The sequence below is a fragment of the Heterorhizobium halophytocola genome (assembly GCF_017873095.1).
GTDB lineage: Bacteria > Pseudomonadota > Alphaproteobacteria > Rhizobiales > Rhizobiaceae > Allorhizobium > Allorhizobium halophytocola.
Window position 1 is genome coordinate 309,291 of record NZ_JAGGJU010000002.1, and the last position, 19,478, is coordinate 328,768.

Below are 19,478 nucleotides of genomic sequence, written 5' to 3' on the forward strand. Positions count from 1 at the left end.
GACAAGGCGTCGAAGCACTCTCCCGATCGACCCTTCGCCGCATGGGCCCTTGGAGAAGGCACCGTATAACTAGGCGTCCGGTCTTTGCGGCATTAAGACCTGCCGGGCCCCGGTCGGGCAAATCATAAGTGCCGGACGGGTTATAAGTCGAAGCGAAACACGTCTTTGCGCGATCAATCGTCCGAGGCGTGAATTTCGGTTGCTATCGTCTCGTTCAGGCATTGCAGGAAGGTCGTCTGGCCGAGGCTCGGCAACCAGTCGGTCCGGGTGGTCACCCCGATCATCCGGCCTGCTGCCGGCACGGTATAGTCCAGCGCAGTCAGCAGCCCGGCCCGCATTTCCACCGCAATCTGCCGGCGCGACAGGAGTGTCAGTCGGTCGCTGGTCAAAAGCACGGACCGCGTCAGCACCATGGAGGCCGTCTCCACGGTGACATGCGGTGTGGCGCCGGACGCGGCAAAGATGGCGTCGAGGGCGGTGCGCACCGGTGTGCCCGGCTTCTGTGTCACCCACTCGGCAGCCATAAGCTGATCCAGAGAGACTGTCTGGCCGGCCAGCGGGTGCCCGGCCCTGACGATCACCGCATAAGGATCCTCGAAGAGAAACTCCTCCCGTACGTCATTGGCAGGCGCGGGGCTTCGCAATGCACCGATTAGCACATCGACATCGCCCCGGCGAAGGGCGCCGAGCATGCTTGGATAGACACCTTCCAGGACCTCGAAATGGAGGCCGGGCATGCGCGCAAGCGTCTTGTTGATCGCAAGTCCAAGCAGCGCGCTGCGGATCATCGGCAGGCTGCCGATCAACACGCGGCCGCGCACCCCGCCCGAATGGCTGGCGATCTCGTCGTCGGCCTGGGCGAGCTCGGAAATCGCCAGCTGCACGCGGCGGGCCAGTTCGCGGCCGGCCCGGTTGACGCTGAGACCGGTGGCGTTCTTCATGTAGAGCGCATAATCGACATTGCTTTCGATATCGCGCGCCGCATGGTGCATGGAGGAGACCGACAGGCCCTCGCTCTGGGCTGCGACATTGACGCTGCCATGGCGGGCCACCGCGACCAGCGCGCGCAATTGCACGGCGGTGATCCGGTGGACGACGACCTCGTATTTCGATTTGTCCGGGAGAGCGGTGCGGTTCGGTGCCTCGGCGACCGCCTCCGTCAGTTGCCGCAGGAAGCGCTCGACGCGGCGGCGCAGGATCTCGCCTTCCTCGGTCGGAAAACTTCCCCCCGCGCGCCGCGTCAGAAGCTTGGCGTCGAAGCGCTTTTCCAGATTGGCAATCGCCTGGGTAATGCCGGGCTGGGCGACGTTCATCGCGCTCGCAGCCAGGTTTATGCTGCCCATTTCGCACACGGACAGGAACATCCGAAGATGCCTCAAATTTGGGAGCCTTAGATCGTCTTTCTGCAAAACTTATAACCCGCACCGTGGCTTGTATAAGCTTTTTGCTTAGCCCGCTGGCAGGGTAAGTCAAGCTCGATGGGCAAAATACCATCGATTGCAGCTGCCTTGCCGGTGTTGAGGAAGGGGCGGCGCACCGGGCGAGGAACGAGTGGCCCGGTCTGAAGCAGGAGGAGAAATGATGATTTACGCGAAATCTTATCGCGCTGGCTCCAGGTCGAGCGCGCCCCTGCCGGACGCGGCTCGCCTTCTGATGGGCAAGGAGTGACCGGCATGCAGGGTGTGATGGACGCGTTGTCGGTGCTGTTTTCAGTGCCGGGGCTTGCTTCGCTTTTAGTCGGCACGGCGCTTGGCATCGTCGTCGGTGCTCTGCCGGGGCTCGGCCCGTCGATCGGCATCAGTCTGTTGATCCCGTTCACCTATGACCTTTCGCCCGAAGTCTCGATGATCCTGCTGATCTCGCTCTATATGGCTGCCGAATATGGCGGGTCCGTCAGCGCCATCCTCCTGTCGACGCCGGGTACGGCGGCCGCTGCCGCGACCGCGATCGACGGTTATGCAATGACGCAGAACGGCCGGGGCAACGAGGCGCTCGGCGTGTCGCTGTCCGCCTCGGCCGTGGGCGGCCTGGTCGGTGGGCTGGCGCTTCTGGTGCTGGCGGCACCGCTGGCGAAGCTTGCCTTGCAATTCGGTCCGGCCGGCTATTTCGCCGTCGGGCTGTTCGGCTTGACTTCGGTCGCGGCGCTGTCCGGCGGATCGCTGGTCAAGGGTTTGGCGGGCGCTGCCTTCGGCCTGTCGCTCGCCTTCATCGGCATCGACCCGATTTCCGGCACGCCGCGCTTCACCTTCGGCTTCTACCAGCTGTTCGAAGGGGTGCCGATGCTGGCAGCGCTGATCGGCCTGTTTGCCGTGTCGGAGGCGCTGCTGCTGGCCGAATCCATCGCCGGCGGCGCGCCTGGCGTGGTGCGCGGCAAGGTCAACCATGTGTTCCTGAAGCTCGCCGACTGGAAGCGGCTGGGCGGCACCATGCTGTCGGGCTCGATCATCGGCACGTTGCTCGGCATCCTGCCCGGCGTCGGCGGCAATATCGCCTGCTGGGTATCGCGCGACTTTGCCACGCGCCGCCATCCGGATGTCGAATTCGGCAAGGGCGAGCCGCTCGGCGTCGCAGCGCCGGAATCGGCCAATAATGCGACCGTCGGCGGCGCCATGGTGCCGCTGCTGGCGCTCGGCGTACCGGGATCGCCGACGACGGCCGTGATCGTCGGCGCACTTGTAATGCATGGCCTCAGACCCGGGCCGCAGCTCTTTGCCGAACAGCCGGCGCTGGTCTACACCATCCTGCTCGGCGTCATGCTGTCGGCCGTTGCCCTCTATATCGTCGGCTCGATTGCGCTCCCCTGGCTGTCGCGTGTGGTGCAGCTGCCCGATTCCGTGCTGGCTGCCGGTATCATGGTATTTGCCGTGCTCGGTGCCTATGCGCTGCGCAACCTGACCTTCGACATCTGGCTGACCCTCGGCTTCGGCCTCATCGGCTACCTGATGAAGAAGCTGCAATTTCCGGTGGCGCCGGTCGTGCTCGCCCTGGTGCTCGGCTACCTGGTCGAGACCAATTTCCGCACGGCGCTGGTAACGTCGCAAGGCAGCTATTCGATCTTTTTCACCGACCCCGTCAGCGCGCTGTTTCTTGTGTTGAGCGTGGTCAGCATCGTCCTTCCGCTCTGGCGCAAGCGCCGCGAGAAGAAGGCAAAAACCATCAACCCTGTCTAAGGAGGAGAGACATAATGTTGAAGACTTTCACCCGCCGCGGCATCCTGGCCGCTGCAGCCGGCGCCGCCATGCTGACGAGCTCCGTGCAGGCCATGGCCGCGGGCTTTCCCGACAAGCCGGTCAACCTGGTCATCTGGTCCGGGGCCGGCGGTGCGCTCGACACCTATGGCCGCAAGCTCGGCGAACTGCTGAACAAGGAGACGGGCTGGACGGTCAACATCCAGAACCGGCCGGGCGGCTCGGGTGCCGTCGGGGTATCGACCGTGATGGCCCAGCCGGCCGACGGTTACAACATTCTGGTTCTGACCGGCACGCTGACCTTCGGTATCGCCCAGGGCTTGATCCCGTTCAAGATCGATGACCTGCGCCTGCTGCGCGCCATGCAGGCCGAGCCGTCGTCGCTTGCCGTTGCCAAGGACAGCAAGCTCAATTCGGTCAAGGACTTCGTCGATTACATGAAGGACCATCCGAACGGCTTGCGCGTCGGCGGCCATGCGCCGGCTGGCTTCCACCAGTATGTGCTCTACCAGCTGATGAAGATGGGCGGCTTCGAGAGCGGCTGGATCCCGCACGATGCCTCCGGCAAGGTTCCGCTCGCCATTCTCGGGCATCATATCGACGCGGCCATGATGACGCCGTCGAGCGGGCTGGAACAGGTGATGAATGGCGACATCAAGCTGCTCGGCATCACCACCGACAAGCGCTCGGACTATTTCCCCGACGTCCCCACCTTCAAGGAACAGGGCTATGACATCGTCGATTCCGTCTGGCGCGGCGTAGCGGTCAAGGGCGGCACATCCGATGACGTCGTCAACGACATCCAGGCGGCCCTCGACAAGGTCACGGCGTCGCAGGAATGGAAAGACTTCCAGACCAATCAGAAGCAGGAAAGCCCCGACCTGAAGGAAGCCGAGTTCACGGCGCTGGCCAAGAAGCAGCTGGAGGGACAGACGCAGTTCCTGAAGGATGCAGGCCTGGCGAACTGACGATCCGGGCGGGGTGCCACGCGGCACCCCGCTCCTCTTTGATCCCGTGGGGAGGTGGCTATGAGACTCGAAAAAACGGCGGCCGGCGTTCTGCTGCTGGCCTTCAACGCAGCCATGCTGTGGCTGGCATTGTCCCTGCCGCCAACCCATTCGCGCGGCGATGTCGGCACCGGATTCATGCCGATTCTGGTGGCCGTCGGCGGTCTGGCGATCGCCGCCTTCTATCTGTTCAACGTCTATCGCGGGACGGACAGGACAAACGACACCGTCAGCCCCCGCGGCGTCGTGCTCTTGGCGATCTTTGCCGTCGCTGTCCTGGCGATGACCTATATCGGCCTTCCCGCGGCGCTCGCCCTTGCCGCCGGTGCGGCCGTGCTGATCGCCGAGCGCGGCCAGCGCTGGTGGATCGCGCTTGCCGTCGTCGTCGGCGTGGCGGTGATTGCAAAGCTCGGCTTCGGCTGGCTGTTGAACGTACCGCTGCCCTGAGATCGACCTGACATCGGCGGCGCTGCACGCAGCTCCACCGATTTCTCCGCTCGGCCAGCTTTTTAAACCGTCACAAAAGGTCTATGGGTCGCCGAAAACCCGCCCTTGCCCGCCTTGATCTTGGCTGGGCCGGTACGCGGGTGACCGGTCGAGCGAAAGAGAATCCATTTGGACGGGACCTTTATTCCGGCGTCTGTCGGTAAACGCGTTGTGCTGCACTTTCCGGGTTTCGAGCCGCTGGATGCGGCAAGGCATCGCGAGCGCTATCGCCGGTCGGTGGAAAAGACGGCGACGCTCTGGGGTTTCCGCGCGGAGGTCGCCGGGCTTGAGAGCGAGGGCGGTGGCAGCCGGTTCGCCGTGCGCACGTCGGGCGAGGGATGGCAGACAGTGACCCGCCTGCATGTCTTCGACCACGACGACATCGTCGCCCGGCTGAATGGACGACCGCTCGTCAAGCGTCTCGCTTGTGGTTTTCTTGCCGCTTTCAGGGTGGTGGTCGAAGGGGCGGGCTTTGGCTATTTCCGCCATGCCTGGCGTTTCGGTTTGTTTTTCGCCGTCCCGTTTGTCGTCGTTCTGCTCGCGCTGGTCGCGAGCCTTGCGCTTTCGAGCTACCCGCTCTGGCTGGGGCTTGCCCTCTGGCAGATCCCGCTCGCAGTCATCGCCGCCTATCTGCTGTTTTGCCGGGTCTTCATTCGCTGGTCGGACACCTATCACGTGCTGCATCTGTTTTCCGACTGGGAGATGGCGGTCGCCGTGGCGCGGGGCGACGACGCCTCGGTCAATGCCTGGCTCGATGCGTGTGCCGTGGCTGCCCGTAATGCCCTCGAAGAAGAGGCCGACGAATACCTGATCACCTCGCACAGCATGGGCTCAAGCGCTGCCGTACATGTGATCGGCATGTTGCTGGAACGGGAGCCGGAGCTGTTTGCCGGCAAGCGCGTTGTCTTTGCAACGCTTGGCGGTGCGGTGCTGCAATGCGCCCTTCTGCGCTCGGCCAGGTGCTTGCGTGCCCGGGTCGGGACCATCGCCCGCGCCCGCGACATCGCCTGGCTGGATGTGCAATGCCTGACCGACGCGGTCAATTTCTATCGCGCGCGCGTGGTGGCGCTGTGCGGGCATGAAGACGCGCCACAGGCGCGGATCGTCTTCATCCGGTTGAAAGCCATGCTGACGTCTGAGCGTTACCGCAAGGTCAAGCGGGATCTGCTGCGCGTGCATCGGCAATATGTGCTGGACGCCGACCGCAAGACCAATTTCGACTTCTCGCTGATGACCGCCGGACCGTTGCCGGCGTCCAGCTTTTTCGGCTTTGCTGCAGGGCAATCGCCGGAGAGCGCGCTCGAGGCACTGAAGGCGCCGAACTGACGCAAAGACATCTGCCGGCAGGTGTTGTCGATCAGCCCGGCCGGGCAGGCGTTGTCGACTTAACCCGGTTGCGCCAACGCGTGGCATAGGCTGCAAGGGCCGGGCTGCCGGTCCGCGCGCGGGCATGCGGATCGATCTCGCCTTGCCGCGCGGCAACCGTCAGCAGGGCGGCGCCGATGCTGGTGCCGGTGCCGGAGACGGCGCGCACCGGCCGGCCGGTGGCCGAGGCCAGCATGTCGAGAAAAGCGCAGTTGTCGCCGAACGGGCCTTCGACCAGCACCTCGCCTGCGGCGCCGACGATGTCGAGCCCGGTCGCCGTCATCAGTGCCAGATAATAGGAGAGTGCTGCGAAACGCGCGCCGTCCGTCAGGCTCGCCTCATCGACGCTCCAGCTGTGGCGGCGGCCCTGGAACGGGCCTGAGCGTGTCTCCACCGCCGGCATCAGCTGGATGTCGCGGGCCAGAACCGCCTCGATATCGGCTGCGTCGAAGCTTCCGGTATGCCCCCTGGTCATCAGCTCGAATTCGCGACCGCCCATGAAGCGGGCCGAGGGTACGGGGTCGCCGAGCGCGTTGACGTTGATCAGCGTGTCCCGCGCCGGATCGAGCGTCACGGCTTTGCCGCCGATCGCCATCGAGATCACCCATGTGCCGGTGGAGACGACGGAAAACGGCGCCGGGCGGGTGGCGAGATGCGCATAGAGCGAGGCGTTGGAATCGTGGATGCCGCAAAAGACAGGGACATCCGGTGACAGGCCGCAGGTCTCGGCGATCTCGGGCAGGACAGGGCCGATGCGGTCGGTGGCCCGCGCCACGGGTGCCATGAGTGCGCTCCATCCCTGCCGTTCGACCAGCGAGGAATAGCGGTTCTTCGTCGGGCACCAGAGATCGGTATGGCAGCCGAGCGAGGTCACTTCGCTGACGGCACGGCCCGTCAGCCTGAACACCCAGTATTGCGGGTAGGTGAGGATCGTTTTCGTGGCATCGCTGATCTCGGGGAAGCTGCGGAATTGCCAGAACAGCTGTGCGGCCAGATTGAGCCCCATCGGGAGCCGCGGCGAGCCTGTCTCGGCAAAGTCCGGGCGAAGCGCGTCATAGTCGGCGGCAAGGCTGTCGGGGCCGTCATGCTCGTAGTCGAGCACCGGAGCTGCGAGCTTGCCGTCCGCGTCGAGAAGGGCGGCCGAGGCGCCGTGTGTCGTGACCGTGATCGCGTCGATCGCCGCTGTGCGGTGCAAGGCGCCGAGGCTGTCGAGGATGAACTGCCAGAGGCCGTCGGTATCGTAATGCGGATAGGGCGGGCCAGGGAGCACGGCATTTGCGCGGCGGCAGACGGCAATTTCCGCGTGCGCGTCGAGATCGACCAGCGCCACTTTGGCATTGGTCTTGCCGATGTCGATGACGGCCACATGGCGAGGGTTTGCCATCCGCGTCACGCCATGTGGAAGACGGATTGGAGGTCTGTCGACAGCGGCTCGTTTTGCGCGTTGGTCGCCATGATGTCGGCCATATGCGCCCACCATTTCTGCATCACCGGATGCTCGGGCAGGGCGGCCATGGCGTGGTCGCGGCGTCGCGTCAGCACGCCGAACAGCGTGTGGGTCTCCTCGTCGAGGAAAATCGAATAATCGGAGACCCCGGCCTGGTGCAGCAGATCGACAAGTTCGGGCCAGATCGCATCATGACGGCGCCTGTACTCCGCGGCCATGCCCGGATTGAGATGCATCTTGAAGGCGTGTCTTTCCAGCTCCGTGTCTGTCATGCGCGCAGGCCCTTCAGCTTGCGAAACAGGATCGGCAGGGCGATGACGAAGATCAGCAGGGCACCGATGAAGACCGACATGACGATGCCCGGCACGTTCAGCAGGCCGAAGCCGAAGGTGACCAGGCCCATGATGAAGGCGGCGATGAAGACGCCCTGGATGGTGCCGGAACCGCCGGTGATGGCGACACCGCCGAGCACCACCATGGTGACGACGTCCAGCTCCCAGCCGACGGCGATCGACGGGCGGGTCGAGGCAAGCCTGGAGGTGAGCAGCACCGAGGCGATGCCGGACATCACGCCCGTCAGGCAGAAGAGCAGGAATTTCACCCGCTCGACGCGCACGCCGGAAAACCGGGCGGCCAGCGCATTATTGCCGATAACGAAGATATGCCGGCCGAAATTCGTGGCGTGCAACAGCACGTAATAGAGCACGGCAAAGACGAGAAAGAGGGCGAATTCGAAAGAGACGACCCACCAGACATAGCCCTGGCCGAAAAAGGCGAAGCCCGCCGGGTAACCCTTGAACGCCTGGTCGCCGAGGATGATGTAGGAAATGCCGCGAAAGAAACTCATCGTGCCGATGGTCACCACGATCGACGGCAGGCCGAGACCGGTGACGAGAAAGCCGTTGAAGGCGCCGCAGACAAGACCGGTCGCAATGCCGATCGCCACCAGGCCGGGCACGCCGACACCGATCTCGAGGGCAAGGCCCATCATCGTCGAGGCGAGCGCGATGATCGAGGCAACGGACAGGTCGATCTCGCCCGAGATGATCAGCAGCGCCATGGCCAGCGCGATCAGCGCCTTTTCGGTGAAGTTGAAGGTGGCATCCGACAGCGACCAGGGCGACAGGAAATAGGGTGACGCGAAGGAATTTATGACGAAGAGGGCGATGGCGACGACAAGCAGCAGGCTCGGCCAGGAGAGGAGGGTGCCCCGCAGCCGGCTGTCCAGCCGGTCGGGAATAAACCTGGTATCATGCGGCATGTCTGTCATGACGCGGCCTCCGTTTGGCGAAGAATGAGACGGTTGCCGCGCTTTTCGCCGCGGGCATTGAGCGCGACGGCCAGAATGATCGCGGCCCCCGATATGGCCATCTGCCAGAAGGGCGAGATGTTGATGACAGGCAGTGCCATGTTGATGACGCCGAGGAAGGCAGCCCCGAGCAGGGCGCCGGCGACCGTGCCGACGCCACCGGCAATCGAGATGCCACCGATGACGCAGGCCGCGACAATGGTCAGTTCGTAGCCCTTGGCGACTTCGACCGAGCCGATGACATAGCGCGACACCCAGAGATAGCCGCAGAAACCGGATAGCGCCCCTGACAGCAGGAAGGCATGAAAGGTGGTGCGTCCGACATCGATGCCGGCATAGACGGAGGCCGTCGGGTTGACGCCGATCGCATAGATTGCCCGGCCGAGCGATGTCCTGGTCATCACCACGAAGAACGCGGCGGCGATGACGATCACATACCAGGAGAGCAGCGGCAGGCCGAGGAATTCGATGCGGGTATACTGTACGAAGGCCGGGCTCATCGCGTCGGCATTGACCCACTGGCCGCCGGCGATCAGGAAGATGATGCCGCGATAGATGGTGAGGGTGCCGAGCGTGACGACGATCGCCGGAATGCCGAGCCGCCAGATCAGGATGCCGTTGACGGCGCCCAGAACGAGACCGCAGAGAACACAGAAAACCATCAGCAGCGGGATCGGGATGCCGGGCATGGCCGCGTTGATCAGGGCTGCGATCATGCCGGTCAGCGCCAGGTTCGAGGCCATCGAGAGATCGATCGAGCGGGTCAGGATGACGGCCATCTGGCCGAGCGCCAGGATCATCAGGATCGCGGTGTCGTTGAAGATGTCGGCCAGATGGCCGGGGCTGGCAAAGCCGGGCGCCCGGATGGCCGTGCCGACGATCATGCCGAGCACGATCATGCCGAGCCAGAATTCGCGGGTGCGCAATAACGCCTTCATGCCGCGTCCTCCTCTATGCCGGCTGCGGCGCGCACCAGCGTTTCCGCCTTCAGCTCGGGGCCATTTTCGAGCACGCTTGCGATCCGTCCCTCGCGCATGACGACGATCCTGTCGCTCATGCCCATGACCTCAGGCAGCTCCGAGGAGACCATGATGACGGCAAGGCCGGTTGCGGCAAGTTCGCTCATGAAGGCGTGCACGGCGGCCTTCGAGCCGATGTCGATGCCCTTGGTCGGCTCGTCAAGAATGATGACGCGCGGCCTGGTCGCCAGCCATTTGGCGATCACCACCTTTTGCTGGTTGCCGCCCGACAGCGTGCCGGCATTCTGGCTGAGCGAGGCGGCGCGCAAATCGAGCCGGGTTGCATATTCCCGGGCGAGCGCGAATTCCTCCGCCAGCTTCAGAAAGCCTTTCCGTGAGGTGCGGTCGAGCGAGGGCAGCGAGATGTTCTGCACGATCGGCAGGTCGACCACCACGCCCTGCTTGCCGCGCTCCTCCGGCACATAGACGATGCCTTTGGCGATCGCCTCGGCCGGGCTGCGGATGACGGCGATCTCGTCCTCGATCCTGACGGCACCCTTCGACGGCTTCGTCACGCCGATCAGCGCCTGCATCAACTCGCTGCGGCCGGCACCCACCAGGCCGTAGAAGCCGAGGATCTCGCCTTTTCTGAGGGTGAAGCCGATATCGGCGAATTCGGTCGGGTGGCAATAGCCGGAGACGGTGAGAACGGTGTCGCCGAGCGCGACCTGCTGCTTGGGGAAGACCTTGTCGACAGAACGGCCGACCATCATCTTGACGATCTCGTTCTGGCTGGTGTCCTTGAGCAGCCCGCTTGCCACCAGTTCGCCGTCGCGGAACACGGTATAGCGGTCGGCGATGCGGTAGATTTCGTCGAACTTGTGGCTGATGAACAGGATCGCCTTGCCGTTTTTCTTCAACAGTTCGATCAGCTGGAACAGGTCGCCGATCTCCTTGTGCGACAGGGCGGCCGTCGGCTCGTCCATGATGACGACATTGGCGTCGATCGAAAGGGCGCGGGCGACGGCGACCAGATGCTTGTTGGCGATCGACAGATCCTTCAGCCGGGTATCCGCGTCGATGTGACCGGCGCCGATTTCGGCCAGCAGCGTGCGGGCCTTGTCGCGCATGGTCTTCCAGTCGATCGTCCTGAACCGGGTCTTCGGCGCATGGCCGAGAAAGATGTTTTCGGCCACGCTCAGCTCGTCGAACAGAACGGTTTCCTGGTGGATCGCGGTAATGCCGAGCTTGAAGGCGGAATGCGGCGAGGCGAGATGAACAGGCTTGCCGTCGATCCGGATTTCGCCCGCGTCGGGCTGGTAGATGCCGGTCATGGTCTTGACCAGTGTCGACTTGCCGGCGCCATTTTCGCCGATCAGTGCCGTCACCTGGCCCGGATAAAGTTCGAGCGCCACTGCGTTCAGCGCGCGCACGCCCGGAAATGTCTTGGTGATGCCGGCAAGCGCGATCCGCGGCGTCAGCGCTGCCGTTTCGGCCGGCGGTACCGGTTGGGGTCGTCTCGCGGTTTGCGGCATGGATTGCTGGGTCATGGGCATCGGCGCTTCGTCTGTTCGGGTTTCGGCCTCACGCGACGCGTCCGGGAAAGGCGCGCATCGGCGCTGCGGCCGCAACGGCTGCTGCGCGGTCATCGACCGGCGGCAAGGCGCCGCCGGTCGGTCCCGGTAGGGATCAGTAGATCTTCGAGAACTCTTCGATATTCGACTTGTCGAAGGTGAACGGGGCTGCCATCGCCGCCGCATTCGTGTCGTCGAGGGTGATTTCGCCGACCTTGCCGATCGACAGCTTGGCGCCGGGCTTGGCCTCCGCGCCGCCGATCAGGTCATGGCTCAGATAGACCGCGGAATAGCCGAGATCGATCGGGTTCCAGAGCGCCACCGCCTGCGACGCGCCATTGTCGATGAACTGCTTGAACTCGGACGGAAGCGCCAGACCGGTGACGTTGATCTTGCCGATCAGGTTCTGGTCGGTGACCACCTGGGCGGCTGCAACCACGCCGACAGTGGTCGGTGCGATGATCGCCTTCAGATTCGGATAGCTGGAGATCAGGCCCTTGGCCTCGTTGGTCGACTTGACCGAGTCGTCGTCGCCATAGACGGTCGCGACCAGATTGATCTTCGGGAATTTCTCCGGCAGGATCTTCTTGGCCGCATCGATCCAGGCATTCTGGTTGTTGGCCGTCGACGAGGCCGAGAGGATCGCGACATCGCCGCCATCGGGCAGGTGGTCGGCGGCAAGCTTGATGATGGTTTCACCGATCAGATTGGTATCCGACGGGTTGAGGTGCAGCATGCGACCCTCGGGCGCCACGCCGGAATCCCAGGAGATCACCTTGATGCCGCGGTCCATCGCCTTTTTCAGCACCGGCACCAGCGCATCCGGGTCATTGGCCGAAATCGCGATCGCGTCGACCTGCTGGGCAATCAGCGAATTGACGATCTCGATCTGGCCTTCGGCGGTGGCCGAGGTCGGTCCGGTGTAGATGACCTCCACGTCACCGATTTCCTTTGCGGCATCCTGTGCACCCTTGTTGGCGGCGTCGAAGAAGCCGTTGCCGAGCGACTTGACGACCAGCGCGACCCGCTCGGCCGCCATGGCGTCCGTGGTCATGGCCTGGGTCGTCATCATTGCGGCCGCGAGCGCTGTGGTCAGCGCCAATGCCTTGAACAGTTTCATGGTGAAGTTCCTCCCTTTGATGTTGATGTCCTCCCCCCGGCGCTCAAGCCACTGAGGACGTTCGCTCTGCTGCTGCCTTATCCGCTATGATCACGGCGATGCCCTCCGCCTCCAGCATCTGCCGTTCTTCGTCGCGAATTCCGTTGTCCGTGATGACGGTTGCGATCCGCTCCAGCCGGCAGAGAATGAGGCTCGAGCGTTTGCGGAATTTCGAGGAATCGGCCAGTACGACGAGTTCGTCGGCCTGGTCGATCAGTTTCTGCTCGGCCTGGATGAGCAGCGGATCCGCCTCCATCAGGCCGAGATGGCTGAGGCCCTGCGCGCCCATGAACATGCGCTTTGCGTAGAAATTGCGCGTCACGTCGTTGTCGAAGGGGCTGAGAATGATGTTCTGCTCCCGATAGATCACTCCGCCCGAAAGCATGATGGTATTCTTCGAGTTCTTCAGCAGGTGCTCGGCGATCGGAAAGGAATTGGTGAACACCTGGCAGCGCTTGGTCGCCAGCGGGTGGACCATCTGAAAGGTGGTCGTGCCACCATTGATGATGATCGGATCGCCATCCTCGCACAGCTCGACGGCCCGGAGCGCAATTGCGCGCTTCTGAGCGATGTTGAGCGTCTGGTTGACGCTGAACGGGCGGCCGGCCAGACCGACGAATTGCGGCGGATTGATCGATTCTGCGCCGCCACGCACGCGGCGCAGCTTCTTTTGCACATGCAGGGTCGCGATGTCCCGGCGGATCGTCGCTTCCGACGATTCCGTCAGTTCCACCATCTCCGTCACGGTGACCACAGGTTTTTCCTGCACCGCGGACAAGATGATTCGATGGCGTTCCTTCTCGTGCATTCGACCGTTCTCCCAGATCCGAGATTTTCACCGAAACCCGGCATTGTCAATCACAAACGATCATAAATAATCATTGTGCGGCGCAATATGACTATTTATGATCGTTTGTGATTGACTTTGGTGTCGGTGAGCGCAACGATATGGCGAAACGTCCATTTGACGAAATGCCTTTGGAGGAGCGTTCATGCTGAACATCGATGCCGGTTCGCGGCTTGCGAACCTGTGGGACAAGGACCGCGCCGCCGGCATGAGTGAGCCGGAATTGCTGCTCTATCGGTCCAACATTCTGGGCTCCGACAAGCGGGTGACCAATTACGGCGGCGGCAATACCTCGGCCAAGGTGATGGAAAAGGATCCGCTGACCGGTCAGATGGTCGAGGTGCTCTGGGTCAAGGGCTCGGGCGGCGATGTCGGCACGATCAAAATGGACGGTTTCTCCACTCTCTACATGGACAAGCTGAACGCGCTGAAGGGCATATATCGCGGTGTGGAATTCGAAGACGAGATGGTCGGCTACCTGCCGCATTGCACCTTCAACCTCAACCCACGGGCAGCCTCGATCGACACGCCGCTGCACGCCTATGTGCCGAAGAAGCATGTCGACCACATGCATCCGGACGCGATCATCGCGATCGCCGCCTCGGACAACAGCCGCGACCTGACGAAACAGATCTTCGGCGACGCGATCGGCTGGCTGCCGTGGAAGCGGCCGGGCTATGAATTGGGCCTGTGGCTCGAGGACTTCTGCCTGAAGAACCCTGATGCCAAGGGCGTGGTGCTGGAAAGCCACGGCCTGTTCACCTGGGCCGACACGGCCGAGCAATGCTACGACACGACGATCGAGATCATCAACCGCGCCATCGCCTGGTTCGAGACGGAGACTGCCGGTAAGACCGTGTTCGGCGGTGAGAAGCACCGGCCGCTCGGTCCTGCCGAACGGCGCAAGGTGGCAGCGGCGCTGATGCCGGCGATTCGCGGCATGATCTCCAAGCAGGTGCACATGGTCGGTCATTTCGATGACAGCGATGCGGTGCTGCAATTCGTCTGCGCTAAGGACATGGAGGCGCTGGCGGCACTCGGCACCTCCTGCCCGGACCATTTCCTGCGCACCAAGATCCGCCCGCTGGTGGTCGATTTCAATCCGGCAAGTCCTGATCTCGCCGCCACGCTCGACAGTCTGGTCGGCAGTGTCGCGCAATATCGCGAGGACTACACGGCCTATTATGAACGCTGCCGCCATGCCGACAGTCCCGCGATCCGCGATCCGAATGCGGTGGTCTATCTGGTGCCGGGGGTCGGCATGCTGACCTTCGCCAAGGACAAGGCGACGGCCCGGATTTCCGGCGAATTCTATACCAACGCGATCAATGTCATGCGGGGGGCGTCGACGGTATCGACCTATTGCGGCCTGCCGGAACAGGAAGCCTTCGACATTGAATACTGGTTGCTCGAGGAAGCGAAGCTCCAGCGCATGCCGAAGCCGAAAAGCCTTGCCGGCCGGGTGGCGATCGTCACCGGCGGTGCCGGCGGCATCGGTTCGGCGACCGCCGAGCGGCTTCTGGGCGAGGGGGCCTGCGTCGTCCTCGCCGACATCGACGCCGAGGCCCTGGACAAGACGATGAGCAATTTCGCCGGGCGGTATTCCAAGGATGTCGTGCGCACCGTCTCGATGAACGTCACCGACGAAAATGCCGTCGATGAGGCCTATGCCGACATGGCCGTCGAATTCGGCGGCGTCGACATCGTCGTGTCCAATGCCGGCATCGCGTCTTCGGCGCCCGTCGAAGACACGACGCTGGAACTCTGGAACCGCAACATGTCGATCCTGTCGACCGGCTATTTCCTCGTCTCGCGGGCCGCTTTCCGCATGCTGAAGGCACAGGATCTCGGCGGCTCGATCGTGTTCATCGCCTCGAAGAACGGGCTTGCCGCCTCGCCCGGCGCTTCGGCCTATTGCACCGCCAAGGCCTCGGAGATCCATCTCGCCCGCTGCCTGGCACTCGAAGGTGCGCCGCACGGCATCCGCGTCAATGTCGTCAACCCGGACGCGGTGCTGCGTGGGTCGAAGATCTGGTCCGGCGAATGGCTCGACCAGCGCGCCTCGACCTACAAGACCGACAAGGACGGACTGGAGGAAATGTATCGCCAGCGCTCGCTGCTGAAGCGTTCGGTCCTGCCGGAAGACATCGCCGAGGCGACCTATTTCTTCGCCTGCGAAGCGTCCTCCAAATCGACCGGCAACATCATCAATGTCGATGCCGGCAATGTGCAGGCCTTTACGCGCTGAGATGAAACGAGGAGCATGCATCTGTGGGTGCGGGCGACCGCGCTGACGGCAGATGTCGGGAGGAGACATGATCGATCAATCCGCAATTGCCAAGGCCAATGATGCGGCCGAGGCTGGCCTGCGCCGCGACTATGATGCGCTCGGCGAACACCTGCATCGCCGCGGCATCGACATCGGGGCCATCAAGCACAAGGTGGCGGGCTACGGCGTTGCCGTGCCCTCCTGGGGCGTCGGCACCGGCGGCACCCGCTTTGCCCGGTTTCCCGGTCCCGGCGAGCCGCGCAACATCTTCGACAAGCTCGACGATTGCGCCGTCATCCACGACCTGACCGGGGCGACGCCAAGCGTGTCGCTGCATATTCCCTGGGACAAGGCCGACCCGGCCGATCTGAAGGGGAAGGCGGAAGAGACGGGCCTATCCTTCGATGCGATGAACTCCAATACCTTCCAGGACCAGGCGGATCAGCCGCTTTCCTACAAGTTCGGCTCGCTGTCCAATGCCGATGCGGCGACGCGGCAGCAGGCGGTCGAGCACAATATCGAATGTATCGAGATCGGCCGGGCGATCGGTTCGAAGGCGCTGACGGTCTGGATCGGCGATGGCTCGAACTTTCCCGGCCAGACGAATTTCACCCGCCAGTTCGAGCGCTATCTCGACGCGATGAAAGACGTCTACAAGGCGCTGCCGGAGGACTGGCGGATCTTTTCCGAGCACAAGATGTACGAGCCTGCCTTCTATTCGACCGTCGTGCAGGACTGGGGCACGAATTACATGATCGCAAAGGAGCTCGGGCCGAAGGCCTTCTGCCTGGTCGATCTCGGCCACCACGCGCCGAACGTCAATATCGAGATGATCGTTGCCCGCCTGGTGCAGTTCGGCAAGCTCGGCGGCTTCCATTTCAACGACAGCAAATATGGCGATGACGATCTCGATACGGGCTCGATCGATCCTTACCGCCTGTTCCTGGTCTTCAACGAGCTGGTGGATGCCGAAATGCGTGCGGCCGAAGGCTTCGATCCCGCCCATATGCTCGACCAGTCGCACAATGTGACCGATCCGATCGAAAGCCTGATGGTGTCTGCCATGGAAGTGCAGCGGGCCTATGCCAGCGCGCTTCTCGTCGACCGGGCCAAGCTCAAGGGCTATCAGGAAGAGAATGACGCATTGATGGCGACGGGTACCCTGAAAAAGGCCTTCCGCACCGATGTCGAGCCGATCCTGGCCATGGCGCGGCTGGAAAAAGGGGCGGCGATCGACCCTGTAAGCGCGTTTCGCGCCTCCGGATATAGGGCGAAGGTTGCCGGGGAGAGACCGGCGGTATCCGGTGCAGGCGGTGGAATCGTCTAGGAAGCGCGAAGGGCGGCGTCGCACAACGGCTTTGGCGTTTGGGTGGTGCTCTTCCGGCGCTTGCCTTTCGGATAAAATGCCCGCCCTTTAATTCATTCTCAGCGCCACGCCGGCGTGGCGCTGAGATCGGATGTCAGTAATAGCAGCCCCAGGGGCCGCAGCGGCGGTAATAGTGGTGATGGCGGTCAAGGCTGGCGCCGAGCACGGCACCACCGATAACGCCGACAGCGGCGCCAGCCACGGCTGCGTTTTCGGCCTGTTGCGACTGCTGGCGATTGCTCTGATAGGTCGCGCCGACACATTTTTCATACCGGCTGGTGCCTGGCTTTAGGCCCTGGGCGCTACATGTCATCTGGGCGCTGGTTGCCGATTCCTGCGCGCTCTGGCATGACGTCAGGCCACCCAGAAGCACCAGGCATGAGAGCCCGGCGAGAATTTTGCTAATCATTATCATCCCTCTATGCAGGCAGGGCACCGGCTGCGGGGGCGTTGCGGACCTGCTGCTTCCTGATCAAAGCCGCATGGCGATCAGCCGGCGGCGATCTACGCATTTGCATGCGCAAGCGATGAAATCCATTAGTGCAGATGTGCTATTGGTCTCAGTCGCAATTGGATGATAAGTGTCCGGTATCACTCAATTTTTAATGAAATTACCGAGCTGCGGACTGCAGTTCCGACGCGCGTGACGTGCGGATCAGCTGGGCAAAGATCGTCGAGCGTAATTCGGATGGGCGCACCGGTTTGGCGAGGATCGGGATGGTCTCGTCGTCGAGGTCGACCCGCACCCGGTTTTCATCATGGCCGGTCATCACGATCGCCGGAATGTCGCCGCCAAGAGCGGCGCGCACCTCCAGAATGCAATCGGTGCCGGTGGTCTTGGCGCCGAGATCGAAATCCGTGATCAGCATGTCGCAGTCCGGCACCGCCTCCGGCACGGCGGTGGCAGCTTCGACCTTGCACCCCCATTTCTCCAGCAGGCTCGCGGTTGCCAGAAGCACGTCCTCGTCGTCCTCGACCAGCAGCACGCGCAAGCCTTTCATCTGGTCGAGCGGCGACTTGCGGGCGGGGTCCTTGCGACGAATTCTGGGCGAGGCGACGACGAGATCGTCGATGACGACGCTGGTGCCGCGCCCGGGCTTCGAGCGGATCGACACGTCGAGTTCCATCAGGCGTGCGAGCCGGCGCACGATCGACAGGCCGAGGCCGACGCCCTCGACATCCTTGTCGCCGCGTTCCCGGATCTGGTAGAATTCCTCGAACAGATGCGGCAGATGCTCGGCCGTGATGCCGTCGCCACGGTCGTGGACCTCGATGGCAATCCGGCCTCCGCGCCGCCGACAGCCGATCAGGACAGGCCGCCCCGGCGCATATTTCAGCGCGTTGGAGACGATGTTCTGCAGCATGGTGCCGAGCAGTGTCGGGTCGGCGAAGACATGCAGCTTCGACGGCACCGCATGGAGCGTCACATTCGCCCATTCGGCCGCCTGGGCATTCTGCGCGATGACCTCGTCGAACACATCGGACAGGGCGATCGGTTCGCGCAACGGCACCACCTTGCCGCTGTCCAAGGTGGAAATGTCGAGCAGCGAGCGGAAAAGGCGGGAGACGCTCTGCAGCGATCGATCGATATTGTCGACCATCTGGCGCTCCTCGGCCTGCAGGCCGGCATCCCGGAGGCAGGCGGTAAAGAGGCTGATGGCATGGATCGGCTGGCGCAGGTCGTGACTGGCCTGCGCCAGGAAACGCGACTTGGCGATATTGGCCTCGATAGCCTCCTCGGTCACCCTCCGGTTTTCGCGCAGCAGGCTGGCGATATAGACAGGCACGATCAGCGAGGTGACGATCAGCGTCAGCACCATGAAGGGATTGGATTGCCAATAGGGCGAGAAGACCGTGGTGATGCAGAGCGTGATGATGGCCATCACGGTGGCGATCAACAGATAACGGGGGCCGAATCTGAGGCCGTTGCCGACCGTCACCCACAATAGCGAGGCAAAGACCGGCAGCATGGCTTCGCCGCCGAGGCTCATCGCCAGGCACATGCCGGAATAGTCGTGGCACATCGAAAGGATGCGCCGGGCATGATTGATCCCGGGTCTGCGGATCACGGCCGTGAGAATGCCAAGTGCCACCAGAATATAGACGCAGAGATAGATCAGGATTGCCGTGGCGTGATGCGCGGCGATCGGTCCGACCGGGACGTAACTGGACGTTATGACGCTGACATAGGCGATGTTGGCGGCAGCGACGAACAGCCGGATCAAGGCCTGGCTGCGTTCGCCGAGCCGGGCGGTGGGCTCGGTCTCCCGCGCGAAGGGCCGCGTCCGGAAGAACCCGCTGAGATCTGCTGCCATCAAATTCCTGGTCCCCGTGCCGAACGTTCATCCGCAGTCATGCCAAAGGCAGCAGCCGGAGGCTTTGCACCACAGACGGCAAGAGCGGCGAAATAGTACGGATGTGCTATACCGTACTATGCTTATAACATGATAATGCGTACGCTTTTAGTGCCCGTTCTCGACCGGCAAGGCGGTCGGGTCCCGG

Annotated in this window: 16 protein-coding genes; 6 read left to right on the forward strand and 10 right to left on the reverse strand. The window is 63.1% G+C overall.

From position 1 onward, the window contains the following. Window positions 1-173: 173 nt before the first annotated feature. Window positions 174-1,409, reverse strand: coding sequence for a LysR substrate-binding domain-containing protein (locus J2Z17_RS04670; protein ID WP_342454368.1), 1,236 nt, complete (start codon window positions 1,407-1,409; stop codon window positions 174-176). Between the two features lie 264 nt (window positions 1,410-1,673). Between J2Z17_RS04670 and J2Z17_RS04675 the strand changes: the two genes are divergently transcribed. From J2Z17_RS04675 to J2Z17_RS04690, 4 genes are all read left to right on the forward strand, one after another. After that, window positions 1,674-3,170 (forward strand): tripartite tricarboxylate transporter permease, encoded by a 1,497-nt coding sequence (locus J2Z17_RS04675; protein ID WP_209942664.1) that lies wholly within the window; start codon window positions 1,674-1,676, stop codon window positions 3,168-3,170. Between the two features lie 68 nt (window positions 3,171-3,238). Then, window positions 3,239-4,156, forward strand: coding sequence for a tripartite tricarboxylate transporter substrate binding protein (locus J2Z17_RS04680; protein ID WP_377300002.1), 918 nt, complete (start codon window positions 3,239-3,241; stop codon window positions 4,154-4,156). Window positions 4,157-4,216: 60 nt separating this feature from the next. Continuing rightward, window positions 4,217-4,642 (forward strand): tripartite tricarboxylate transporter TctB family protein, encoded by a 426-nt coding sequence (locus tag J2Z17_RS04685; protein ID WP_209942669.1) that lies wholly within the window; start codon window positions 4,217-4,219, stop codon window positions 4,640-4,642. Window positions 4,643-4,810: 168 nt separating this feature from the next. Continuing rightward, window positions 4,811-6,007 (forward strand): hypothetical protein, encoded by a 1,197-nt coding sequence (locus J2Z17_RS04690; RefSeq protein WP_245223866.1) that lies wholly within the window; start codon window positions 4,811-4,813, stop codon window positions 6,005-6,007. Between the two features lie 31 nt (window positions 6,008-6,038). On the opposite strand, the gene J2Z17_RS04695 is transcribed toward J2Z17_RS04690, so the two are convergent. From J2Z17_RS04695 to J2Z17_RS04725, 7 genes are all read right to left on the reverse strand, one after another. Then, window positions 6,039-7,430, reverse strand: coding sequence for an FGGY-family carbohydrate kinase (locus tag J2Z17_RS04695; protein ID WP_209942671.1), 1,392 nt, complete (start codon window positions 7,428-7,430; stop codon window positions 6,039-6,041). Window positions 7,431-7,435: 5 nt separating this feature from the next. Beyond that, window positions 7,436-7,765, reverse strand: coding sequence for an L-rhamnose mutarotase (gene rhaM, locus J2Z17_RS04700; RefSeq protein WP_209942673.1), 330 nt, complete (start codon window positions 7,763-7,765; stop codon window positions 7,436-7,438). Then, a complete protein-coding gene (locus J2Z17_RS04705; protein WP_209942675.1) occupies window positions 7,762-8,763 on the reverse strand; it encodes an ABC transporter permease in 1,002 nt (333 codons plus the stop codon). Before J2Z17_RS04705 ends, rhaM begins: the two co-directional genes overlap by 4 nt. Then, entirely contained in the window at window positions 8,760-9,740 is a 981-nt protein-coding gene (locus J2Z17_RS04710) for an ABC transporter permease (RefSeq protein ID WP_209942676.1), read from the reverse strand. Before J2Z17_RS04710 ends, J2Z17_RS04705 begins: the two co-directional genes overlap by 4 nt. Continuing rightward, on the reverse strand, window positions 9,737-11,296 hold the full coding sequence (locus tag J2Z17_RS04715; protein ID WP_209942969.1) for a sugar ABC transporter ATP-binding protein: 1,560 nt from the start codon (window positions 11,294-11,296) through the stop codon (window positions 9,737-9,739). The genes J2Z17_RS04710 and J2Z17_RS04715 overlap by 4 nt, the downstream gene beginning before the upstream one ends. Window positions 11,297-11,450: 154 nt before the next feature. Beyond that, window positions 11,451-12,455 carry a rhamnose ABC transporter substrate-binding protein gene (rhaS, locus tag J2Z17_RS04720; protein WP_209942677.1) on the reverse strand — a complete coding sequence of 335 codons (1,005 nt, stop codon included), beginning with the start codon at window positions 12,453-12,455 and terminating at the stop codon, window positions 11,451-11,453. A gap of 43 nt (window positions 12,456-12,498) precedes the next feature. Continuing rightward, window positions 12,499-13,302, reverse strand: a complete 804-nt coding sequence (locus J2Z17_RS04725; protein WP_209942678.1) for a DeoR/GlpR family DNA-binding transcription regulator — start codon at window positions 13,300-13,302, stop codon at window positions 12,499-12,501. A gap of 184 nt (window positions 13,303-13,486) precedes the next feature. Here J2Z17_RS04725 and J2Z17_RS04730 point away from each other — a divergent pair, with 184 nt between their 5' ends. Together J2Z17_RS04730 and rhaI are read left to right on the forward strand one after the other, a co-directional pair. Then, window positions 13,487-15,589: a bifunctional rhamnulose-1-phosphate aldolase/short-chain dehydrogenase gene (locus J2Z17_RS04730; RefSeq protein ID WP_209942679.1), complete on the forward strand. Its 2,103-nt coding sequence runs from the start codon at window positions 13,487-13,489 to the stop codon at window positions 15,587-15,589. 67 nt (window positions 15,590-15,656) lie between these two features. Further along, window positions 15,657-16,937, forward strand: a complete 1,281-nt coding sequence (gene rhaI, locus J2Z17_RS04735) for an L-rhamnose catabolism isomerase (protein ID WP_209942680.1) — start codon at window positions 15,657-15,659, stop codon at window positions 16,935-16,937. Between the two features lie 133 nt (window positions 16,938-17,070). On the opposite strand, the gene J2Z17_RS04740 is transcribed toward rhaI, so the two are convergent. Together J2Z17_RS04740 and J2Z17_RS04745 are read right to left on the reverse strand one after the other, a co-directional pair. Next, complete coding sequence (locus tag J2Z17_RS04740) at window positions 17,071-17,385, reverse strand: hypothetical protein (RefSeq protein ID WP_209942681.1); 315 nt, start codon at window positions 17,383-17,385, stop codon at window positions 17,071-17,073. 202 nt (window positions 17,386-17,587) lie between these two features. Further along, window positions 17,588-19,291 carry an ATP-binding response regulator gene (locus J2Z17_RS04745; RefSeq protein ID WP_209942683.1) on the reverse strand — a complete coding sequence of 568 codons (1,704 nt, stop codon included), beginning with the start codon at window positions 19,289-19,291 and terminating at the stop codon, window positions 17,588-17,590. Window positions 19,292-19,478: the final 187 nt, after the last annotated feature.